The sequence below is a fragment of the Streptomyces sp. NPDC001732 genome, from assembly GCF_053596315.1.
Map to the genome: position 1 here is coordinate 131,627 of NZ_JBSFFY010000005.1, position 20,941 is coordinate 152,567.

The following is a 20,941-nucleotide window of genomic DNA, read 5'->3' on the forward strand; positions in this document are numbered from 1 at the left end:
ACGGCGTCACACCGGACAAACCAGGGGCAACATGAGCACCGGCAGCACCGTCAACGGCGGCATATCGTTCTGGTACGCGGACCGGGGCACTCCCCCCGCCCGGGAGCCCCTGCCCGGCGACACCACCGCCGACGTCTGCATCGTGGGCGGCGGATACACCGGGCTGTGGACCGCCTACTACCTCAAGAAGGCCGTCCCCTTCCTCAACATCACCGTCCTCGAAGCCAAGTTCTGCGGCTACGGCGCCTCCGGACGCAACGGCGGCTGGCTCTACAACGGCATCGCGGGCCGCGACCGCTACGCGAAGCTCCACGGCCACGAGGCCGCCGTCCGCCTCCAGCAGGCGATGAACGAGACCGTCGACGAAGTCGTCCGGGTGGCCGCCGAGGAGGACATCGACGCCGACATCCACCAGGGTGGTGTCCTCGAAGTCGCCTACACACCTGCCCAGTTGGCCAGGCTCAAGGACTTCCACTCCGTGGAGATCGCCTTCGGCGAGACGGACCGCGTCCTGCGCGGCGCCCGCGAGACCTGCGAGCGCGTCAACGTCACCGGAGCCGTCGGCTCCACCTGGACCCCGCACGGCGCCCGGCTGCACCCGGTCAAGCTCGTCAAGGGCCTCGCCGCCACCGTCGAGGCGCTCGGCGTCACCATCCACGAGTCGACGCCCGTCACCGAGATCAGGCCCAAGCACGCGCACACCCCGTACGGCACCGTCCGCGCCCCGTACGTCCTGCGCTGCACCGAGGGCTTCACCGCGAACCTCAAGGGCCAGCGGCGCACCTGGCTCCCCATGAACTCCTCGATGATCGTGACCGAGCCGCTCCCCCGGTCCGTCTGGGACACCATCGGCTGGGACGGCCGCGAGACCCTCGGCGACATGGCGCACGCCTACATGTACGCCCAGCGCACCGCGGACGACCGCATCGCGCTCGGCGGCCGCGGCGTCCCGTACCGCTACGGCTCCGGCACGGACAACGACGGCCGCACACAGCCCGCCACCATCGAGGCCCTCCGCGAGATCCTCGTCCGGTTCTTCCCCACCACCGCGGGCGCCCGCATCGACCACGCCTGGTCGGGCGTGCTCGGCGTGCCCCGCGACTGGTGCGCCACCGTCACCCTCGACCGCTCCACCGGCCTCGGCTGGGCGGGCGGGTACGTCGGCTCCGGCGTCGCCACCACCAACCTCGCCGCCCGCACCCTGCGCGACCTGATCCAGCAGGACTCCGGCCAGAGCGGCCCCACCGAACTGACCGAACTGCCCTGGGTCGGCCACAAGGTCCGCCGCTGGGAGCCGGAGCCCTTCCGCTGGATCGGCGTCCACGGCATGTACGCCGCCTACCGCGCCGCCGACCGCCGCGAACTCACCTCGTCGCGGGCCGGCACGGACCCCATCGCGAAGATCGCCGACCGGCTGGCCGGGCGGCACTGACCGGAACGACGAACCGCGGGCCCCGCCACCGGGTGGTGGCGGGGCCCGCGGTTCGTTCGGTCGGAGCCGTACTCGCTCAGTGGGGCAGGGGTCGTGTCACTCCGAGCGACAGAAGTCCTTGCCGTGACACGGCTTGGGCTTCGGCTTGGGCTTCGGCTTGCAGTGCTTGTCGTGCTTACCGGGCTTGTCGGGGCACGGCTTGGGCTTGGGGTTCGGCTTGCAGTGCTTGCCGCTGCACGGCTTCTTCTCGACGGTGATGCGGGCCTGGTCCTGGTTCGACCGGACGGTCCCGTTCTCCGCCGTGGCCACCGCGCGGTTGATCACCTCGCCGCGCTTGGCGTCGGCGGCCGTGACCCGGTAGGTGCCGGTGCAGGTGGTGCTGGAGCCGGGCTGCCCGGCCGGGGCGAGCGTGGTCGCCTCGCAGGTCACACCCGTCACCCGGTCGTCGGTGATCGAGACCCCCGTCAGCGGCTGGGAACCGGTGTTGGTGACGGTGTAGGTGTACGTCACCTCGTCGCCGACGCGGTACCGGCGCGAGTCGTCCACCTTCTTCGTCAGCTGCAGCCCCGCCTCGGTCCCGGCCCGCAGGGTGACGTCGTCGGGCTCCGACTCCACCCGGGTGGAACCGGACCGCCCGTGCGCGGCGGCCACGTTGACGACCGATCCCCGCGCGGCGTCCGCCTCGGTGACGGTGTACCTGCCGGTGCAGGTGGTGGAGGCCCCCGGGGCCAGCGTCGTCTGCTCGCAGACCACGTTCGGCACGAGGTCGTCGGTGACCCCGACGCCGGTCAGCGTCGCGTTGCCGGTGTTGGTGACGGCGTAGGTGTACGTCACCACGTCACCGGGCCGGTACACGCGGGTGTCGTCGGCCGACTTCTCCAGCCGCAGCCCCAGTTGGGAGGCGACCAGTACGTTCGCCTCGTCGGGCTCCGACTCCACCGACTCGCCCCCGGAGTGACCGTGCGCGGTGGCGACGTTGGTGACCGACCCCCGTTCGGCGTCGGCGGCCGTGATCGTGTACCTGCCGGTGCAGGTGGTGCTGGAGCCGGGCTGTCCGGCCGGGGCGAGGGTGGTCGCGTTGCAGTTCACGCCCGTCGTCACCCGGTTGTCGGTGACCGAGAGCCCCGTCAGCGCCTGGGGGCCGAGATTGGTGACGGTGTAGGTGTACGTCACCTCGTCGCCGACCTCGTACACGCGGCTGTCGTCGACCGACTTCTCCAGCCGGACCCCGGGCCCGGACTGGACCTCCAGGGTGACGTCGTCGGGCGGTGAGTCGATCTGCGTGCCGTTGGAACGCCCGTGCGCGGTGGCGGTGTTGGTGACCGAACCGGCCGCGGCGTCCGCCTGCGTCACGGTGTAACTGCCGGTGCAGGTCATCGTCTCGCCCACGGCGAGGGTGGTCTTCGGACAGATGATGCCGGTGACCCGGTCGTCGGTCACGGTCACGTTCGTCAGCGGGACGTTGCCGCTGTTGGTCACCACGTACTCGTAGGGCACCTTGCTGCCCGGCGTCACCGGGGTCGGCAGCGGCGGGTTCTGGGAGACCTGCTTGACCAGGTTGAGCCGGGGCAGCTCGGCGGCCGGGTGGACGGTGAGGTTGCGGATGAGGTGGACGTCGGTGAACAGTCCGGTCGACGCGGCGAAGCCGAACTTGTAGGTGGAGGGCACCGGTTGGGGCGCCGGGGTGGACAGCACCTGCTGGGTGCCATTGCCGTCGTGGAAGTCGATCGAGACCGTGATCACCGGGTTCGGCGCCGGGGAGATCTCCACGGTCACCGTGCGGCGCGAGGGCTCCAGCAGCGCTTCGGCCTCCTGCGGCGTGGCGTCCGCCGGAATCGAGGTGGTCGGCCCCTGCAACTGCCCCGGAAGCGTGGAGGGCCAGGGCCCGGTCGTCGAGAAGTTGCTGGTCGTCGCGTCGAGGAAACAGTAGCCCTCGGTGCCGTTGCCCGGCCCGCGCAGCGTCACCATGTTCGCGCCGGGCGCCGGGATCCGGAAGGACGTACCGGCCGGGGAGCGGGTGGCGCAGCCGTTGCCGCGGTGCTCCCAGTCGCCGAAGTAGTTCCCGAGGACGTCCAGGCCGACGCCCACGTAGCCGTGGTTGACGCCCGGCAGGAAGGGCTGGTTCGGGTCGTCGTCCGGAAGCTTCTGCGCGTAGCCCAGGCTGCCGCCGAAGGCCCCGGGCGAGGTCAGCGATGCGGCGCCGTCGATGAGGAAGAAGGAGATGCCGTCGGCCGGCGGGTTGGTCGTCCCGCCGTACTGCCACTGGTCGAAGGTCGTGACCAGTCCCTGGTTCGCCGGGAGGGCGTGGTTGTAGAGCACCGCGGCGGACTGGTCGTTGGACGCGTCGGTCAGCCGGAGGTAGCCGTGGGGTGCGGCGCCGTTCGGCGGTACGGGCCCGGTGGCACCGGCCGGGCAGCCGGTGAGCGGGTGGGTGCCGGGGCCCTGCACCGGGGCCTCGGGCGCGCCGGTCAGGCAGGCGGGTCCGAACGCCTGGAACCCCGCGTTCGCCTCGGCCCCGGTGAACGTCTCGTCCACCAGCGGTGCGCCCACGGGCTGCGCGGCGGCCATCTGGCCCGGCAGCCCCAGACCGGCGGCCACCAGCCCCAGCACCCCCAGCCCGCCCGCGGCCAACCGCCCCAGCCGGCTCCGTCCACGACCCTGTCCGCGGACCTGTCCCCGCCCCTGTCCCCGACTCCTGGTCGGAGCACCGAAATGTCTCAGCCTCATGCCGGGCAACGTAGGGATTCCGCCCGGCGACCGGACGTGACACGCACCGCGATCGCCGCCCTCCCTCCTTCCGGCGTACGCATCCGAATGACGGCCGACGGCACCGGGTCGTCCGAACGGACCGCCCGGCTCCGCGATCCGGTGCTCACGCACGGCGACCCGGTGTTCACGTACCTTCCGAAGGCCGTCCCGACCGGACCGACGACGCGACCCCACCCCAACAGCTGAACAAGCATTCAGTATCCGCACGCATTGACAGGGGCGATCCGCACTCCGAATACTGACTGTTCATTCAGTAAGGAGTCTGCGCAGTGCCTGGAGAAACCCCACCGGAGCCGCCCGTTACCACCCGTGCCCGGCCCCCGCGAGACGACCTCACCGGTGGGGAAGCCCTGGTGCGGGCGCTCGCCGCGCACGGCGTGACCCGGGCGTTCGGCATCCCCGGCACCCACAACCTGGAGATCTACCGGCACCTGGCCGCCCACGGCATCGACCACCTCAACCCCCGCCACGAACAGGGGGCGGGCTACGCCGCCGACGCCTACGCCCGGGTCTGCGGCCGGCCCGGCGTGGCGATCACCACCACCGGCCCGGCCCTGCTGAACATCGCGGCCGCCGTCGGCCAGGCGTACTCCGACAGCGTCCCGCTGCTCGTCGTCTCGCCCGGCATGCCGCTGCGCCACCCCCGGCAATCGACCGGGCTGCTGCACGAGACGCGCAGCCAGACCGAGGCACTGCGGGGCGTCGCGGCCGTCAGCCACCGCGTCTCCTCGGTCGAGGAGATCGGTGTGGCGGTCGCCCGCGCCTTCACCCTCTTCCGCACGCGGCGCCCCCGGCCCGTGCACATCGAGATACCGCTGGACCTGATCACCGCCGTGGAACCGGCCGGGCCGGTACGGACCGCCCCGCCGCTCTCCCCCGCAACGGCGGCCCCGGCCGCGCTCGCGGCGGCGGCCGGGGCGCTGCGCTCGGCCGCCCGGCCCGGGATCGTGCTCGGCGGCGGGGCTCGCGGAGCCGCCGCCGAATGTCTGCGACTGGCCGAGGAGCTGGGCGCCCCCGTGGCGACCTCGGCCAACGGCAAGGGGATCGTCGCGGAGACCCATCCGCTGTCGCTCGGCGTCTCCCTGCACAGCCGGGCCGTCCGGCGCTGGCTGGCGGAGCGCGACGTGGTGCTCGCCGTCGGCACCGAACTCGCCGAGTCCGACCTGTGGGAGCCCCTGCCCGCGCTCGGCGGCACCCTCGTCCGGGCCGACATCGACCCGGCGCAGATGTACGCGGGGCCGCCCGCCGACATCCCCCTGGTCGGCGACGCCCGCCCCACCCTGCGCTCACTCCTCGCCGCCCTCCCCGGGGTCGACGGCACGCACCACAAAGCCCACGGCGGGCCGCCCCCCGGAGCCCACGGCGCGCACCACGAAACCGACGGCACGCGCCCCGGGCCCGACGGGGCGCACCCCGGAACCCATGGCGCGCGCCCCGGAGCCGACCGGACGCACTTTGCGGTGCACCGGGCCGTCGCCGCGCTGCGGGACGAGCGGAACGCCGAGTCCCGGAGCCGGGACGCGCACCTGCTGCCGTACCTGGCGGCGATCGGCTCGGTGCTCCCCGCGAACACGGTGCTCACCTCCGACAGCGCCCAGTGCTGCTACTACGGCGCGATCCCGCACCTGCCGATCACCCCGGAGGGCCGCTACCTGCACCCGACGGGCTTCGGCACGCTCGGCTACGCACTGCCCGCCGCCATCGGCGCCAAGGCCGCGGACCCCGCCCGGCCGGTCGTCGCACTGAGCGGCGACGGGGGCCTCCAGTTCTCCGTGCAGGAGCTGGCCACCGCCGTGCAACTGGAGCTCCCCCTGCCCGTCGTGGTCTTCGACAACGGCGGCTACGGCGAGATCCGCGACGAGATGGCCTCCCGCGGCGACCGCCCCACCGCGGTCGACCTGCCACCCGTCGACCTGCCCGGCCTGGCCCGCGCCTACGGCGGTCACGGCGTACGTGCCGACTCCCCCGAGGCGCTCGCCGGGGCCCTGCGCCGGGCCCTGTGCACCCCGGGCCCCACCCTCATCACCGTCCCCCAGGAGCTCCCGCGATGACCACGTCCCCCACCGCCCCACTGATCTCCCTCACCTGGACCGACCAGGAGACCGGCCACCAGGGGCACCTGGTCGTCGACCGGCTGGTGCGCGGCGTCTCCAGCGGCGGCCTGCGGATGCGCGCCGGCTGCACGCTGGAGGAGGTCACGGGCCTGGCCCGGGGCATGACGATGAAGGAGGTGCTGCACTACGACCCGCGAAACCGCTACATCCCGCTGGGCGGTGCCAAGGGCGGCATCGACTGCGACCCGCGCGACCCCGCCGCCTACGGCGTCCTCGTCCGCTACCTGCGCGCGGTGCGTCCCTACGTCGAGCACTTCTGGACCACCGGCGAGGACCTCGGACTCACCCAGGACCTGGTCGACCGGGCCGCCGCCGAGGCGGGCCTGGTCTCCTCCGTCCAGGCCGTGTACCCGCTCCTCGACGACGAGAAGGCCGCCCGGCGGCGCCTCGCCGACGCCTTCGCGATCGATGTGGACGGCATCGGCCTGGACGAACTGGTGGGCGGCTGCGGCGTCGCCGAATCGGTGCTCACCGCGCTGGACCGGGCCGGCGTCGCCCACCGGGGCACCCGCGTCGCGGTGCAGGGCTTCGGCACCATGGGCGGTGCCACCGCCCGCTTCCTGGACCGGGCCGGGCTGCGCGTCGTCGCCGTCGCCGACGTCAAGGGCACCGTCGCCAACCCCGCAGGGCTGGACGTCGAGGCGCTGCTCGCCGCCCGCGACGGTCACGGCACGGTGGACCGTACGGCACTGCGCGCCGAGGACCGCGAACTGCCGGCCGACGCCTGGCTGACGACCGGGGCCGAGGTGCTGGTACCGGCCGCCGTCTCGTACGCCATCGACACCACCAACCAGGCCGACATCACCGCCCGTTGGATCGTCGAGGCCGCCAACATGCCGGTGCTCCCAAAAGCGGAGGCGCTGCTCGCCGCCCGCGGCGTCACCGTCCTGCCGGACGTCGTCGTCAACTCCGGCACCAACGCCTGGTGGTGGTGGACGCTCTTCGGGGACATAGGTGCCGACGCCGAGGAGGCGTTCGCCCACGTCCGCCGGTCGATGCGTACCCTGGTCGACCTGGTGCTGGCCCGTGCCGAGGCCGAGAACCGCACCCCCCGGGCCGCCGCGCACGCCCTGGCCGCCGACCGGATACCGGTCGTCACGGAACGCTTCGGTTCATACCGCTGACCGCCCCGGCCCATTCCCGTCCCCGCCGCGTTCCTGCAATCCGGAACCGGAAATACGAAAAGGCTTGCGGGGAATCGACTTTCGATTCCCCGCAAGCCCCGTTTCGAATTCACCGAAACCGAACCAGAACCGAAGGATCTCTCTCCCCCCAGGAATCCCGGACATCTCCAGGAACCTCAGAGACCTCACGGCCAGAGACGCCGGGGATTTCGAAGTTCCCCGACCCGAGGGCTGACGGTCCGCGCACTCCTCACTTGACGAGGCGGATGGAGTTGTACGGGGTGTAGTCGTAGTCGGCGTACGTGTTGGCCTTCTGGTGGCCGCCGCAGTTCTTGCCGGCCGCGTCGTAGCAGTTGCGGGCGGTGGCACCACCGGTCTGGTGGTTGTAGATCCGCTTGGTGCCGTACTGGTTGTAGATCTTGTGGACGCCGTAGGAGTAGAAGATGTAGGTGGGCTTGTCGTTGGCCCAGCTGCCGTTCGGGTAGAGACAGACCGCCCCGGACGGGCAGCCGCGGATCGTGGCCGCCGCCCCCGCCGCGGCGGCGCCCCCGCCGAGCGTCAGCACCGAACCGACGGCGAGCACGGCGGCGGACGCGACGGTCCTGGTGATCGCGTTCCGGACCTTGCGCATATGCGATTCCCCCTTGTCAATACCGCGGTCCCCATTAAGGACCGCGATTCCCCTGTGTTGACCGCTCATTCATGAGCTCCCTCACATAATGGAAGTGCAGATCGCCGGGGGGCGAACAGTTTGCACCACAGGGAAAACGGTTCGGATCACCAATCGGGGGGTCGATGAAACTGCGCATCCACTTCACGGCGGACGACCTGGCGCGAACCACGGTGGCCACCCGCCCGGACGACATGTGGGAATTGGTGAACAGCCTCCGCATCCTCCAGTCGCCGCGACCGCCGTCGGAGTACGAACCATGGCTGCGCCACGTCCGGAACCGATTCGCCGAACGGGATCTCAGACCTCTCGTCCGGTACGTGACCACCCTCGTCCCGCGCCGGGGGAGCTTCCCCGATTTCCTCACCCCGTCGGGCGCGGACGGTTTCGAAGCCTCGCTCGACCTCATCCGCGCCACCCCGGCCGCCCGCCTCCGCGACGAACTCGCCACGCACTTCGGACGACGCACCCCGCCCCCGTGGGCCCGCCGGCTCGCCGACGGCGACCGCCACGCCCGGCAGGAACTCCAGGACGCCCTCACCACGTACCACCGCGAACTGCTCGCGCCCCAACTCCCGCTGATCCGCGAGACGTTCCACCTCGAACGCGCACAGCGCAGCCGGGACTTCCTGGAAGGCGGCGTCGAACAACTCCTGCGCACCCTGCCGCCGTCGATCCGCTGGACGTCCCCGACCCTGGTCGCCGACTACCCGCGCGACCGCGACCTGCACCTGCGCGGCCGGGGCATCACACTGATTCCCTCGTTCTTCTGCACGAAATCCCCGGTGACGCTCCTCGACCCGGACCTTCCCCCCGTACTGGTCCACCCCGTCACCGGCCACCCCCTGCCGACCGCGGAACCCGACGGCCTGACCGACCTCCTGGGCCGGACCCGCGCCCTGGTCCTCCAGGCACTGACCCCGCCCTGCTCGACCGGCGAACTGGCCCTCCGCACCGGCGTGTCCATCGGCACCGCGAGCAAACACGCCTCGGTCCTGCGCCGGGCTGGACTCGTCAGCAGCACCCGGAGGGGCTGCATGGTCCTGCACGCCCTGACCCCCCTCGGCCGCGCCCTGGCCCGCCCCCGCAGCACGCGTCCGGCCCCCGACGGGAACCACCCCCACCGCACACCATCCGCGCGTTCGGCCACGGAACGAAAAAGACCCAGGCCAGAGGGCATCTGACCTGGGTCTCCACGGAGCCCCCTGTCGGATTCGAACCGACGACCTACGCATTACAAGTGCGTTGCTCTGGCCAGCTGAGCTAAGGAGGCGTGCCGGAGCAGTGTAACCAACACCTCGCCCCGGAAGGACCCGAAATTTCGCCTACTTCGAACTACTGACAGATTCGAAATGGCCAGGTAGCGTCGCGGAAGGTTCGCTCAAGTGGACCAGACCACTCCCTTACTCGGATCGTCCGGCACGTTCCTGCCGGTGAAGGAGAAGATTCAGCATGGCCAGTGTCACGTTCGACAAGGCGTCCCGCATCTACCCCGGCTCCACGAAGCCGGCCGTGGACCAGCTGGAGATCGACATCGCGGACGGCGAGTTCCTCGTCCTCGTCGGCCCTTCCGGCTGCGGCAAGTCGACCTCCCTGCGCATGCTCGCGGGTCTCGAGGACGTCAACGGCGGCGCGATCCGCATCGGTGACCGCGACGTCACGCACCTGCCGCCGAAGGACCGGGACATCGCCATGGTGTTCCAGAACTACGCGCTGTACCCGCACATGACCGTCGCGGACAACATGGGCTTCGCGCTCAAGATCGCCGGGGTCAACAAGACCGAGATCCGGGCGAAGGTCGAAGAGGCCGCCAAGATGCTGGACCTCACCCAGTACCTGGACCGCAAGCCGAAGGCGCTCTCCGGTGGCCAGCGTCAGCGTGTGGCGATGGGCCGCGCCATCGTGCGCGAGCCGCAGGTCTTCCTCATGGACGAGCCGCTGTCGAACCTCGACGCCAAGCTCCGCGTCTCCACCCGTACGCAGATCGCCTCGCTCCAGCGCCGCCTGGGCATCACGACCGTGTACGTCACCCACGACCAGGTCGAGGCCCTCACCATGGGCGACCGGGTCGCGGTCCTCAAGGACGGGCTGCTCCAGCAGGTCGACTCGCCGCGCAACATGTACGACAAGCCGGCGAACCTCTTCGTGGCCGGCTTCATCGGCTCCCCGGCCATGAACCTGGTCGAGGTCCCGATCACCGACGGCGGCGTGAAGTTCGGCAACAGCGTCGTCCCGGTCTCCCGCGAGGCGCTCTCCGCCGCCGCGGACAAGGGCGACACGACCGTCACGGTGGGCATCCGCCCCGAGCACTTCGACATCGTCGAGCACGGCGGCGCCGCCGCGAAGGCCCTCTCCAAGGACAGCTCCGACGCCCCGGCCGGCCTGGCCGTCTCGGTCAACGTGGTCGAGGAGCTCGGCGCCGACGGCTTCGTCTACGGCTCCGCGCGGGTCGGCGGCGAGGACAAGGACCTGGTCGTCCGCGTCGGCGGCCGCGCCGTCCCGGAGAAGGGCACCAAGCTCCACGTCGTGCCGCGCCCGGACGAGCTGCACGTCTTCTCCACCTCGACGGGCGCCCGCCTCACCGACTGACGCCCCCGCAGCAGCGCACCACGGCCCCGCACTCCCGGTGGAGTGCGGGGCCGTTCGCGCGCCGCGGGGCGGATTCGGGTTTGGGACGCGCCACCCCGGATTCCCCGGCACACCGGGCATTTCGACGCCGTACGTCAACACGGGATTCGAAAAGCACTCTCGAACCTTCCCCCTCAGGGGTGACGAAATGTCGCCATATCATTACCGCCCGCTACGCTCGCTGCGTGACCCAGACTGCGCGCCGCATCGGCCGATCCCTCGCCTTCGTCCTGCCCGTCGTGATGGTCCTCTCCGGGACCCTCGCCGTCACCAGCGTGCCGTGGGCGGCGAACAGCTCCGAGCCGCAGGTCCTGACCGCGTCGGCTCACGACATCTCGAAGCGCGCCGAGGCGCGCACCCCGCAGGACGTCCTGCGCGACCGGCTGCTCGTGGAGCTCCAGGAGAAGGACCCGGGCGTCGCGCTGACGGACCTCCAGCGCTCCGTCGAGGGCCGCCCCTCGCTCGCCCGGCACTGCATGTCGATCGCGAAGGCCCTGGGCCGCGCCGCGGTCGACAAGTACGGCCCCACACGGGCCCACCGGTTCTCCCGCCCCGTCTGCGACACCTCGTTCGCCTCGGGGGTCGCACAGTTCAGCTGACCGGACGTTCCGGGCACCGCCTATCGTGCCTGGCATGCATACGTATCCGACGCAGGCCGTGGTCCTGGCAGGTGGCCAGGGGTCGCGGCTGCGCCCGTACACCGACGACCGCCCCAAGCCGATGGTCGAGATCCCGGGCACCGGGACTCCGATCATCGGCCATCAGCTTTCCTGGCTGGCCGCCGAAGGCGTGACCGACGCCGTGGTGTCGTGCGGTCATCTGGCCGAGGTGCTGCAGGAGTGGCTGGCCGCGGCGGTGCTGCCGCTGCGCGTGACGACCGTCGTGGAGTCCGAGCCGCTGGGCCGCGGCGGTGGGCTGAAGTACGCCGCCGCCCGACTGCCCGACCCCGAGCAGCCCTGGTACGCCACCAACGGCGACATCTGGACGCGCTTCTCCCTGCGCGAGATGGCCGCGTTCCACGCCGAACGCGATGCGACCGCCACCCTGGCCCTGGCCCGCCCCCGCATCCCCTGGGGTGCCGTGGAGACGGACGCCTTCGGGCACATCACCGACTTCATCGAGTCGCCACCCTCGCCGTACCTGATCAACGCCGGTGTGTACGTCTTCTCCCCGGCCTTCACGAAGCTGCTGCCGGACCGGGGCGACCACGAGCGGACGACGTTCCCCAGACTGGCCCGTGAGCGCAGGCTCGCCGGGTACCCGCTGCCGCACGGGGCGTACTGGCGGGCCATCGACACGGCGAAGGACCTGACCGAGGCGGCCAAGGAACTCGGCGCACAGTAAGAACGCGCAGCAGGAACGCACAGTAAGAGCACGCGGTGAGAACGTGCGACAGGCAACCGCAATGAGCACGCGGTACGGAGCGGTGGCCGGGCGGCTGCCGCGACCACGCGAAGGGGCGGTCACCGGAACCAACCGGTGACCGCCCCTTCGTGACGAGCCGGCACGAGGGCCGTGGGCCGTGGGCGTGGGCTCCTCGCCCGGTGCCCACGACCCCGCCCGTCCACGGCTCAGCCGAGCAGGCCGCCGATGGGGTTCTGTCCGCCGCCGGAGGAGGAACCTCCGGTGGAGTCGCCGTCGTCCGAACCGCCGCCGGAGGAACCGCCGCCCGTGCCCGTGGGGCCGGAGGACGTCGGGCCCGAGCTGCTGCTGGACGGGGGCTGCTGCGGCGTCGTCTGCGGCGGCGCCTGCTGGCTCGTACCCTGCGTCTGGCTGGGCTGCCCCGCCCCGGCCGTCTGCCCGGACGACTCTCGGACGGTGTCCGCGGCGGGCGTGGACGCCCCCGCGGTGGGGGTGGTGGGGGCGATGCTGCGGGACGGGGTGGGCCGGTCGCCGGCGGGCGAGTGCGTGGCCCGGCCGCTGCGGGACTCCTCGGGGAGCGGGGAGCCGGGCAGCCGGTTGGTGGGCTCGCCGTTCGGACCGGGCACCGTGACGACCACGGAGGAACGCACCGCGCCACCGAGCAGGGAACCCACCAGCAGGGTGAGACCGACGACGAGGGAGGCGACGACGGCACCCCGGCGCAGCACCCGGCGGCGCAGGTCCCAGATCGCCGAGCGCGGGCCGAGCCTGCGCCACGCCTCGCCCGCGAGCCGTCCGTCGAGCGAGTAGACCGGCGCGCCCGCGATGATCAGCGGGCTCCAGGCGGCGAGGTAGATGATGTCCGGCGCGTCGTAGACGGCGACGTTGCGCCAGCTGACGGTGACCAGCAGGGCGGCGGACAGGAGCGCGCCGACCGTGGCGGAGACCCGCTGCCAGAGGCCGAGGACGGTGAGCACGCCGACGACGACCTGGAGGAAGGCGACGGTCAGTCCGGCACCGACGGGGTGGGAGAGCGCGAAGTCGCGCAGCGGCTCGGCCAGCGCCCAGGGGTGCAGCGAGTTCAGCCACTTGACCATGGAGCCGCGCTCGCCGCCGTCGAAGAAGACGGGGTCGCACAGCTTGCCCATGCCGGCGTAGATGGAGATGAAGCCCAGGAAGACCCGGAGCGGCAACAGCACGACGCCGAGGTTCATCCGGCGGCCCGGGTAGTAGGCGTGCCGGACGGAGTCGCCGTGGCGCCCGCTCCGGTCCTCCGCCTCCTCGTAACCGTCCTCGTCGAGGCCGTCCTCGTCGAAGCCGTCCGCGGCGTACGCCCGCGTGCCGTACGGGGGGCTGTCGACGGAGTCGTAGGCGCCGACCGCCTGGCGCATGGGCGGCAGCAGCGGGCCGTTGCCGTAGGGGCCCGGCTGCTGGGGCGCGGTGATGACGGGGTTGGGCTGGGTCTCCTCCAGGCAGTCGATGCCGCCGCTGCCCTGCCCGCCGTCGAACTCCGGGGCCGCGTAGGGGGCGTAGGAGTCGTACCCGGCTCCCGGACGGCCCGCGGTGGAATTGCGTACGGCCTGGAGGAGCCCGGTGGCGCCGGGGTCGCCGGGGGCGGACCTGCCGCTCCACACGACGGGCGCGCGCCGACCGCGCGCCGTTCCCGCGCCGCCGCTCATGGCTGGGATCCTGGGCACGCCGGCGGGCGCCAGACCGCGCAGCCGTGCGCGCTGGCCGGGGGCGAGCTGCACCCGGAAGCTGGCGTGGTTGACGATGACCTGCGCAGGATCGCAGTCCACCTTGGTCATGCTCAGGGCGGGTAGTTCGTCGAACCGAGGCGTTCTGGTGTCCACACTCATCTAACCGAGTGATGTGTGGTTAGGACACTGCCTTGACGGGCCCGATCTGTCCGAGGCCCGTCAACGGGGGGCGCCCCGGACGGCCGCCCCCCGGTCGGGTGTCGTTCAGGCCCGGCGGCGCGCGACCTCGTACAGGACGATCCCGGCCGCCACACCGGCGTTCAGCGACTCCGCGCCGCCCGGCATCGAGATGCGGACCCGGTAGTCGCAGGTCTCGCCGACCAGACGGCCGAGGCCCTTGCCCTCGCTGCCGATGACGATGACGACGGGCCCGGCGAGCTCCTCCAGGTCCTCGACGGTGTGCTCGCCGTCGGCGGCGAGGCCGACGACCGTGAGACCGGCCTTCTGGTAGCCCTCCAGGGCTCGGGTCAGGTTCGTCACCCGGGAGACCGGCGTGCGCGCCGCCGTGCCCGCCGAGGACTTCCAGGCGCCCGCCGTCATCCCGGCCGCGCGCCGCTCGGGCACGACCACGCCGTGGCCGCCGAAGGCGGAGACGGAGCGGACGATCGCACCCAGGTTGCGCGGGTCGGTGACCCCGTCGAGGGCGACGATGAGGGGGTCCTCGCCGTTGTCGTACGCGGCGGCGGTGAGGTCCTCCGGGTGCGCGTACTCGTACGGCGGGACCTGGAGGACGAGGCCCTGGTGGTTCAGGCCGTTCGTCATCCGGTCCAGCTCGGGGCGCGGGGCCTCCATCAGGTTGACGTTGCCGCGCGCGCCGGCGAGCTGGAGCGCCTCGCGGACCCGCTCGTCGTTGTCGATGTACTGCTGGACGTACAGGGTCGTCGCCGGGACGCCGTCGCGCAGGGCCTCGTAGACCGGGTTGCGGCCGACGACCATCTCGGAGGTGCCCTTGACGCCGCCGCGGCGCGGGGCGGGGCGGCGGGCCGCGGCCTGCTTGGCCTGGGCGTTGGCGATGCGGTTCTTCTTGTGTCCCTTGCGGGCGGAGGCGGGCGGCGTCGGGCCCTTGCCCTCCAGGCCACGGCGTCGCTGCCCACCGCTGCCGACCTGCGCGCCCTTCTTGTTGGACGTCCGGCGGTTCCTGCGCTGGCTGTTCCCGGCCATGACCTACCTGTTTCGTTGCTTCTCAGACATGCGTGCGTAAGTGAAGTGTGCCGCCCGGAACGCCGGGCGGCACACGGGGGCGGCTACTGGCGCGGGCCGAGTGTCCACCGCGGTCCGGCCGGGCTGTCCTCGATGACGAGTCCGGACTGGCCCAGCTGGTCGCGGATGGCGTCGGCGGCGGGCCAGTCCTTGCGGGCACGGGCGGCCTCGCGCTGGTCCAGGACGAGGCGTACGAGCGTGTCGACGACCCCGTGCAGGTCGTCGCCGCGGTCGCTCTCGCCCGCCCAGTGCTCGTCGAGCGGGTCGAGGCCGAGGATGCCGAGCATCGCGCGGACCTCCGCGAGCCGGGCGACGGCCGCCTCCTTGTCGTCGGCGGCCAGTGCGGAGTTGCCCTGGCGGACCGTGGTGTGGACGATCGCGAGCGCCTGCGGGACGCCCAGGTCGTCGTCCATCGCCTCGGCGAAGGCCGGCGGCACCTCGGCGGCGGGCTCGACCGTCTCGCCCGCCTTCTCGTTGACGCGCTGCACGAAGCCCTCGATCCGCGCGAACGCGGACTCGGCCTCGCGCAGGGCCTCCTCGCTGTACTCGATCATCGACCGGTAGTACGGGGTGCCGAGGTAGTAGCGCAGCACGATAGGGCGCCACACCTTGACCATCTCGCTGACCAGCACGGAGTTGCCCAGCGACTTCGACATCTTCTCGCCGGACATGGTGACCCAGCCGTTGTGCACCCAGTACTTCGCGAACTCGTCGCCGTACGCCTTGGCCTGGGCGATCTCGTTCTCGTGGTGCGGGAAGATCAGGTCGATGCCGCCGCCGTGGATGTCGAAGGCGCTGCCGAGGTACTTGTGCGCCATGGCGGAGCACTCCAAGTGCCAGCCGGGGCGGCCGCGGCCCCACGGGGTCTCCCAGCTGGGCTCGCCCGGCTTGGCCGCCTTCCACATGGCGAAGTCGCGCTGGTCGCGCTTGCCGGTCTCGCCCTCGCCGGACGGCTGGCGCAGATCGTCCAGGTCCTGGTTGGACAGCTCCAGGTAGCCGGGGAAGGAGCGCACGTCGAAGTAGACGTTGCCGTCGGCCTCGTAGGCGTGACCGCGCTCGATCAGGCCCCGCATCATCTCGATCATCTCGGGGACGTGGCCGGTCGCCCGGGGTTCGTAGGTGGGCGGGAGGCAGCCGAGCACGTCGTACCCGGCGTTGAACGCCCGCTCGTTCTCGTACCCGATCCCCCACCACGGGCGGCCCTGCTCGGCCGACTTCGCGATGATCTTGTCGTCGATGTCGGTGACGTTCCTGATGAACGTGACGTCGTAGCCGCGGTATTCGAACCAGCGGCGCATGATGTCGAAGTTCAGCCCGGACCGGATGTGCCCGATGTGCGGGGCGGCCTGGACGGTCGCACCACAGAGGTAGATCGAGACACAGCCCGCCGTGAGCGGGACGAAATCACGGATCTGCCGGGCGCTGGTGTCGTACAGGCGAATAGTCACGCCTCAAGGGTAGTGGGCGCGCACCAGTGCCCCGCGACCCCTTGGGGATCGCGGGGAAAAGTTTCGCGCGGCGGGCGCCCTCAGAGGTGTCCGACGACCTTCCGCGGGGTGATCCGGACGACCACCCGCGGGGCGTCCTCGGCGGCCGCGGCGTTGAAGTCCGCGTAGTCCTTGCCGGTGTACTTCCGGGACAGTTCGTCGATGAGTTCCTGGCCGCCCTCGGTGGTCAGCTCGGCGGTGCCGCGGATCTCCGCGTACGTGTACGGGGCGTCGAAGGGCTGCACGACGACGGAGACCCGCGGGTCGCGGCGCAGGTTCTTCTCCTTGCGGCGGCCGATCGTCGTCGAGACGAGCACGTCGTCGCCGTCGCGCTTGACCCAGACCGGGGAGACCTGGGGGCTGCCGTCGGGCTGGATGGTGGCGACGGTGACGAAGACCGGGCTGTCGAGAAGCGTCTTGAGGTCGTCGGAGAGTGCGGCGGTCATGGGGTACGTCCTCCCGGAAGATCGATGGTGCTTCTACCCGTACCCCAACCCCGGCCCGGCTCCTCCGCTTCCCGGCCCTGCCCACCGGAAGGGTCAACGCCTGCACGGCGCCCGCCGACGGAACGGTGTCGACCGCGGCCCACCGGACCGGGCCGGGAGCCCGGAGCGGCCTCCCGGTGCCGGACGTCGCAACCCGCGCCCCGCCGGGGTCCGCGCGGGTCGGGGCCGTACGGCGGTCAGCCCGTGCGGTACACCAGCGCGGTCGCGATCCCGGCGAGGCCCTCGCCCCGCCCGGGGAAGCCGAGCCCGTCGGACGTGGCCGCGGAGAGCGAGACGGGCGCTCCCACGGCGTCCGACAGCACCTTCTGCGCCTCCTCGCGCCGCTTGCCGATCTTCGGCCGTACGCCGACGACCTGGACGGCGACGTTGCCGATCTCGAAGCCCTCGGCCCGCACGATCCGTGCCGCCTCGGTCAGCAGGGTCACTCCGGCGGCGCCGGACCACTCGGGGCGCCCGGTGCCGAAGTGCTGCCCGAGGTCACCGAGCCCGGCGGCCGAGAACAGCGCGTTGCACGCGGCGTGGGCGACGACGTCGGCGTCGGAGTGCCCGGCGAGGCCCGGCCCCTCGCCCTCCCAGAGCAGCCCCGCGCACCACAGCTCGCGGCCCTCCTCGAAGGCGTGGATGTCGGTGCCGATCCCGACCTGCGGGATCACCGGAGCGGCCCGTCCCGCAGAAGCCGTCGTTCCTTCGGAAGCCGCTGTTCCCGCGGAAGCGGTCGTTTCCTCAGAAGCCATCGTTCGCCCTCCTGCGCGCGAGTACCGCCTCGGCCAGCACCAGGTCCAGCGGCCGGGTCACCTTGAACGCCTCCTCGTGCCCGGGGACCACCACGACGGGCGCCCCGAGCTGCTCCACCATGCCCGCGTCGTCCGTGGCGCCCTCGCCGTCCACCGCGACGGCGGCGTGCGCGCGCACCAGCGTCTCCCGGTCGAAGCCCTGCGGGGTCTGCACCGCGCGCAGCCTGGCCCGCACGGGCGTCCCGAGCACCGGCTCCGGCTCCCCCTGCGCCCCGGGCTCGACCTCCTTGACGGTGTCGGCGAGCGGCAGCGCGGGGACGACGGCGGGCGCCCCGTCGCGCACCGCCTCGATCACCGCGTCCACCGTGTCGACGGGCACCAGCGGGCGCGCCGCGTCGTGGACGAGGACGACGGACACGTCCTCGGGCAGGACCTCGACGCCGAGCCGCACGGACTCCTGCCTGGTCTCCCCGCCGGGCACCACGAGGTAGTCGGTGCGCTCGGGCAGGGCGTGCTCGTCGAGCAGGTTCTTGACCTCGGGGGCGCCGTCCGGCGGTGCGACGACGACCACCAGGGAGACGGCCCGGGAGGCCGCCATGGCCCGTACCGCGTGGATGAGCATGGGCGTCCCGCCCAGCACACGGAGCGCCTTGGGGGCCCCAGGGCCGAGCCGCACGCCGCGACCGGCCGCGGGAATCACCGCGGCGGTGCGGTACGGACGCGATTGATCAGACATCGGTTGCACTCCGGAGCTTCGGCATGTTTGTTTCCACGGCCGACGTGGGTATGGCCACAAGCGAGCCGGGCGCCACGTCCCGATTCGACCGGGCCCTTTCCGTGACACCCAGTCGAAATCGGACGAACCGCACCGGTCACTCGGGATCGGCTGCAATCGGCCGCACAAGATCACGAGCAACGTATCGGGGGCATCGCCGATGAAGCCAACGCATCGGTGAATCGAAACGCAATCCGGACGGGCGGCGTTCCGAATCCGGACATGCCGCACCGGGTCCGGACATGCCGCAGTGCCCGACGACATACCGTGAATTCGGTCGTCAGCGGGCACCGCGGCACATTTATTGCAACCGGTGCGAACCGGATCAGGACGCGAGAACCTCGTCGAGCAGAGCCTCGGCCTTGTCCTCGTTGGTGTTCTCCGCGAGAGCGAGCTCGCTCACCAGGATCTGGCGAGCCTTGGCGAGCATGCGCTTCTCACCCGCGGACAGTCCGCGCTCACGCTCACGGCGCCAGAGGTCGCGCACCACTTCGGCGACCTTGATGACATCGCCGGAGGCGAGCTTCTCGAGATTTGCCTTGTAGCGCCGGGACCAGTTCGTCGGCTCCTCGGCATACGGTGCGCGAAGCACCTCGAAGACCCGGTCCAGCCCTTCCTGGCCGACCACGTCGCGCACGCCCACGAACTCCGCATTGTCCGCCGGCACACGAACCGTCAAGTCGCCCTGGGCGACCTTGAGCACCAAGTAGGTCTTGTCCACGCCTTTGATCTGGCGAGTTTCGATAGCCTCGATCAGCGCGGCCCCGTGATGGGGATAGACCACGGTGTCGCCAACCTTGAACGTCATGTGACAGGTACCCCTTCCGTGGCTATCAAGAGTAACACGAGAACTGCTTCTCCTGAATGGCGTTTTCGCAGGTCAGGGCATATCTCAGGGCTTGACAACAGCAACGCGCACGTGCTGCGGAAGGCTTCCGGAAGGCGGTATTCGCAGGTCGGAGCGGTTGTGCGGGCGAGGTGAAACACGCACGTCACGCACGCTGGAAGCGACTCCGAGAGGGGTCTAACGTCCCGTTTTGTCGGATTCCTGACGCCGAAGTTTCCCTACTCCGTTCGGAGATCGATCACTCGTACGGATGTAAGTGGCGTCGATCAATGGAATTGATCGACAACCCGATGCGAGCACTTATGCGCATGGAATGCGCCATGCTCCATGAATTGATCACCGGCAATATGTGAACGGCATGTGTCGACCCGTTTCGGACCGCGCGGACCTGCAAACCTTTGCCGGACACGGGTCGCGAAGGGGGCGCGGTCGCGGAAGTTACCGGTAAGTCCGGAAGTCCGGGAACCGCTGTTCCCGATCTCGCCGGATCTCGTCCGGTCGGGGGCGGACGGACCCGGATTCGGACCTGGATTCGGGCCGGGCCGGACGGGGCGCCCTCGGGGCACGGGCCCGTGCCGGCTCGCACGGGCCGGGAGGGCGTACCGGCCGCGGGCCGCACGGGCCGGGCGTCGCGCGGCGCACGGCGCTTCGAAGACAGCCCCTAGGGGCGGGTCGGGTGTGGGGCGGCGGGGGCGGCTCGGTAGCCTAAGGCCGCTGACACACCCTTAGGGCGACTTTACGTCGCCTCCCCCGTCCGCAGTCCGAACCGTTCAAGGAGTTGCCGCCGCCGTGAGCCGCAGCCTTCGACACGGCGCCCTCGCCGCCACAGCCATCGCGTTCTCGATCGCCTCGCTCGCCGCGTGCGGCGCGGGCAACGACGCAGCGACGCTGCAGATCAAGCCGGACAATGCCGCCACCACCATCGGCGACATCAGCGTCCAGAACGTGAGCGTCGTCACCCAGCCCGAGCCCACCGCCGAGGGCCCGGCCGTCGTCACCGCGACGGTGTTCAACAACGGCACGAAGCCGCAGACCCTGGAGGCCGTCACCCTGCCGGGTTCGAGCACCCCGGTGAAGCTGCAGCCCGCCAAGGGCGCCGGACCGATCGTGGTCCAGGCCGGCGACAAGGTGGTCCTGGGCGGCGCGGGCAACGCCTCCGCCGTGATCGAGAGCGGCCTGGAGGCCGCCAAGGCCGGTGACGTGCAGCGCGTCGTCTTCAAGTTCAGCACGACCGGTGAGGTCCCGCTCGGCGCGTTCGTGGTCCCGGCGAAGAGCTTCTTCGAGGGCTACGGCCCGAGCTCGCTGCCGACCCCGCCGGTGAAGTCGCCCGAGACGCAGCCGACCGGCACCTCCAGCCCGACCGGGAAGCCCACCGGCGGCCCCGCCGGTTCGGAGAACGACGAGACCACCCCGACCGACGCCGCGTCCGCCTCGGCCGAGGGTCACTGACGCACCGGGCCACCGACGCCGTCCCGCCCACCGCGCGGGCGGCGACGGGGCGGCCCGGAGGTGCGAACGGCGGAGGGCGCCCCC

Annotated in this window: 17 protein-coding genes and 1 tRNA gene; 8 read left to right on the plus strand and 10 right to left on the minus strand. The window is 71.6% G+C overall.

All coding sequences use genetic code 11. The features are described 5' to 3' along the window. Positions 1 to 31: 31 nt before the first annotated feature. Positions 32 to 1,432, plus strand: coding sequence for an NAD(P)/FAD-dependent oxidoreductase (locus tag ACWCXX_RS08340; RefSeq protein ID WP_451125535.1), 1,401 nt, complete (start codon positions 32 to 34; stop codon positions 1,430 to 1,432). Between the two features lie 96 nt (positions 1,433 to 1,528). On the opposite strand, the gene ACWCXX_RS08345 is transcribed toward ACWCXX_RS08340, so the two are convergent. Then, complete coding sequence (locus ACWCXX_RS08345) at positions 1,529 to 4,159, minus strand: DUF7507 domain-containing protein (protein ID WP_451125536.1); 2,631 nt, start codon at positions 4,157 to 4,159, stop codon at positions 1,529 to 1,531. A gap of 311 nt (positions 4,160 to 4,470) precedes the next feature. Between ACWCXX_RS08345 and ACWCXX_RS08350 the strand changes: the two genes are divergently transcribed. Further along, positions 4,471 to 6,252, plus strand: a complete 1,782-nt coding sequence (locus tag ACWCXX_RS08350; RefSeq protein WP_451125537.1) for a thiamine pyrophosphate-dependent enzyme — start codon at positions 4,471 to 4,473, stop codon at positions 6,250 to 6,252. After that, positions 6,249 to 7,439: a Glu/Leu/Phe/Val dehydrogenase dimerization domain-containing protein gene (locus ACWCXX_RS08355; protein ID WP_451125538.1), complete on the plus strand. Its 1,191-nt coding sequence runs from the start codon at positions 6,249 to 6,251 to the stop codon at positions 7,437 to 7,439. The genes ACWCXX_RS08350 and ACWCXX_RS08355 overlap by 4 nt, the downstream gene beginning before the upstream one ends. Positions 7,440 to 7,689: 250 nt before the next feature. On the opposite strand, the gene ACWCXX_RS08360 is transcribed toward ACWCXX_RS08355, so the two are convergent. Then, positions 7,690 to 8,070 carry a hypothetical protein gene (locus ACWCXX_RS08360; RefSeq protein WP_451125539.1) on the minus strand — a complete coding sequence of 127 codons (381 nt, stop codon included), beginning with the start codon at positions 8,068 to 8,070 and terminating at the stop codon, positions 7,690 to 7,692. 164 nt (positions 8,071 to 8,234) lie between these two features. On the opposite strand from ACWCXX_RS08360, the gene ACWCXX_RS08365 reads away from it, so the two are divergent. Continuing rightward, on the plus strand, positions 8,235 to 9,293 hold the full coding sequence (locus ACWCXX_RS08365) for a winged helix-turn-helix domain-containing protein (RefSeq protein WP_451125540.1): 1,059 nt from the start codon (positions 8,235 to 8,237) through the stop codon (positions 9,291 to 9,293). Positions 9,294 to 9,308: 15 nt separating this feature from the next. Here the strand turns inward: ACWCXX_RS08365 and ACWCXX_RS08370 are convergent. Next, positions 9,309 to 9,382 (minus strand) — tRNA-Thr (locus tag ACWCXX_RS08370). A 179-nt stretch (positions 9,383 to 9,561) separates the two neighbouring features. Between ACWCXX_RS08370 and ACWCXX_RS08375 the strand changes: the two genes are divergently transcribed. From ACWCXX_RS08375 to ACWCXX_RS08385, 3 genes are all read left to right on the plus strand, one after another. Next, on the plus strand, positions 9,562 to 10,698 hold the full coding sequence (locus ACWCXX_RS08375; protein ID WP_451125541.1) for an ABC transporter ATP-binding protein: 1,137 nt from the start codon (positions 9,562 to 9,564) through the stop codon (positions 10,696 to 10,698). A gap of 224 nt (positions 10,699 to 10,922) precedes the next feature. Further along, positions 10,923 to 11,336 (plus strand): hypothetical protein, encoded by a 414-nt coding sequence (locus ACWCXX_RS08380; RefSeq protein ID WP_451125542.1) that lies wholly within the window; start codon positions 10,923 to 10,925, stop codon positions 11,334 to 11,336. A 34-nt stretch (positions 11,337 to 11,370) separates the two neighbouring features. Further along, entirely contained in the window at positions 11,371 to 12,081 is a 711-nt protein-coding gene (locus ACWCXX_RS08385) for a nucleotidyltransferase family protein (RefSeq protein ID WP_451125543.1), read from the plus strand. 227 nt (positions 12,082 to 12,308) lie between these two features. Here ACWCXX_RS08385 and ACWCXX_RS08390 read toward each other — a convergent pair whose 3' ends face one another. The 7 genes from ACWCXX_RS08390 to ACWCXX_RS08420 all read right to left on the minus strand — a co-directional run bounded on the left by ACWCXX_RS08390 (position 12,309) and on the right by ACWCXX_RS08420 (position 19,369). Continuing rightward, positions 12,309 to 13,958, minus strand: a complete 1,650-nt coding sequence (locus ACWCXX_RS08390; protein WP_451125544.1) for a DoxX family membrane protein — start codon at positions 13,956 to 13,958, stop codon at positions 12,309 to 12,311. 105 nt (positions 13,959 to 14,063) lie between these two features. Beyond that, positions 14,064 to 15,020, minus strand: a complete 957-nt coding sequence (gene rlmB, locus ACWCXX_RS08395; protein ID WP_148837186.1) for a 23S rRNA (guanosine(2251)-2'-O)-methyltransferase RlmB — start codon at positions 15,018 to 15,020, stop codon at positions 14,064 to 14,066. Between the two features lie 83 nt (positions 15,021 to 15,103). Next, positions 15,104 to 16,507: a cysteine--tRNA ligase gene (gene cysS, locus ACWCXX_RS08400; protein WP_451125545.1), complete on the minus strand. Its 1,404-nt coding sequence runs from the start codon at positions 16,505 to 16,507 to the stop codon at positions 15,104 to 15,106. Between the two features lie 80 nt (positions 16,508 to 16,587). Continuing rightward, complete coding sequence (locus ACWCXX_RS08405; RefSeq protein ID WP_451125546.1) at positions 16,588 to 16,992, minus strand: PPOX class F420-dependent oxidoreductase; 405 nt, start codon at positions 16,990 to 16,992, stop codon at positions 16,588 to 16,590. A gap of 236 nt (positions 16,993 to 17,228) precedes the next feature. Next, a complete protein-coding gene (gene ispF, locus ACWCXX_RS08410) occupies positions 17,229 to 17,786 on the minus strand; it encodes a 2-C-methyl-D-erythritol 2,4-cyclodiphosphate synthase (protein WP_451125547.1) in 558 nt (185 codons plus the stop codon). Then, on the minus strand, positions 17,776 to 18,522 hold the full coding sequence (gene ispD, locus ACWCXX_RS08415) for a 2-C-methyl-D-erythritol 4-phosphate cytidylyltransferase (protein WP_451125548.1): 747 nt from the start codon (positions 18,520 to 18,522) through the stop codon (positions 17,776 to 17,778). Before ispD ends, ispF begins: the two co-directional genes overlap by 11 nt. A 364-nt stretch (positions 18,523 to 18,886) precedes the next feature. Continuing rightward, complete coding sequence (locus ACWCXX_RS08420) at positions 18,887 to 19,369, minus strand: CarD family transcriptional regulator (protein ID WP_006380568.1); 483 nt, start codon at positions 19,367 to 19,369, stop codon at positions 18,887 to 18,889. A gap of 828 nt (positions 19,370 to 20,197) precedes the next feature. On the opposite strand from ACWCXX_RS08420, the gene ACWCXX_RS08425 reads away from it, so the two are divergent. Continuing rightward, entirely contained in the window at positions 20,198 to 20,857 is a 660-nt protein-coding gene (locus tag ACWCXX_RS08425; protein WP_451125549.1) for a DUF461 domain-containing protein, read from the plus strand. Positions 20,858 to 20,941 lie beyond the last annotated feature (84 nt).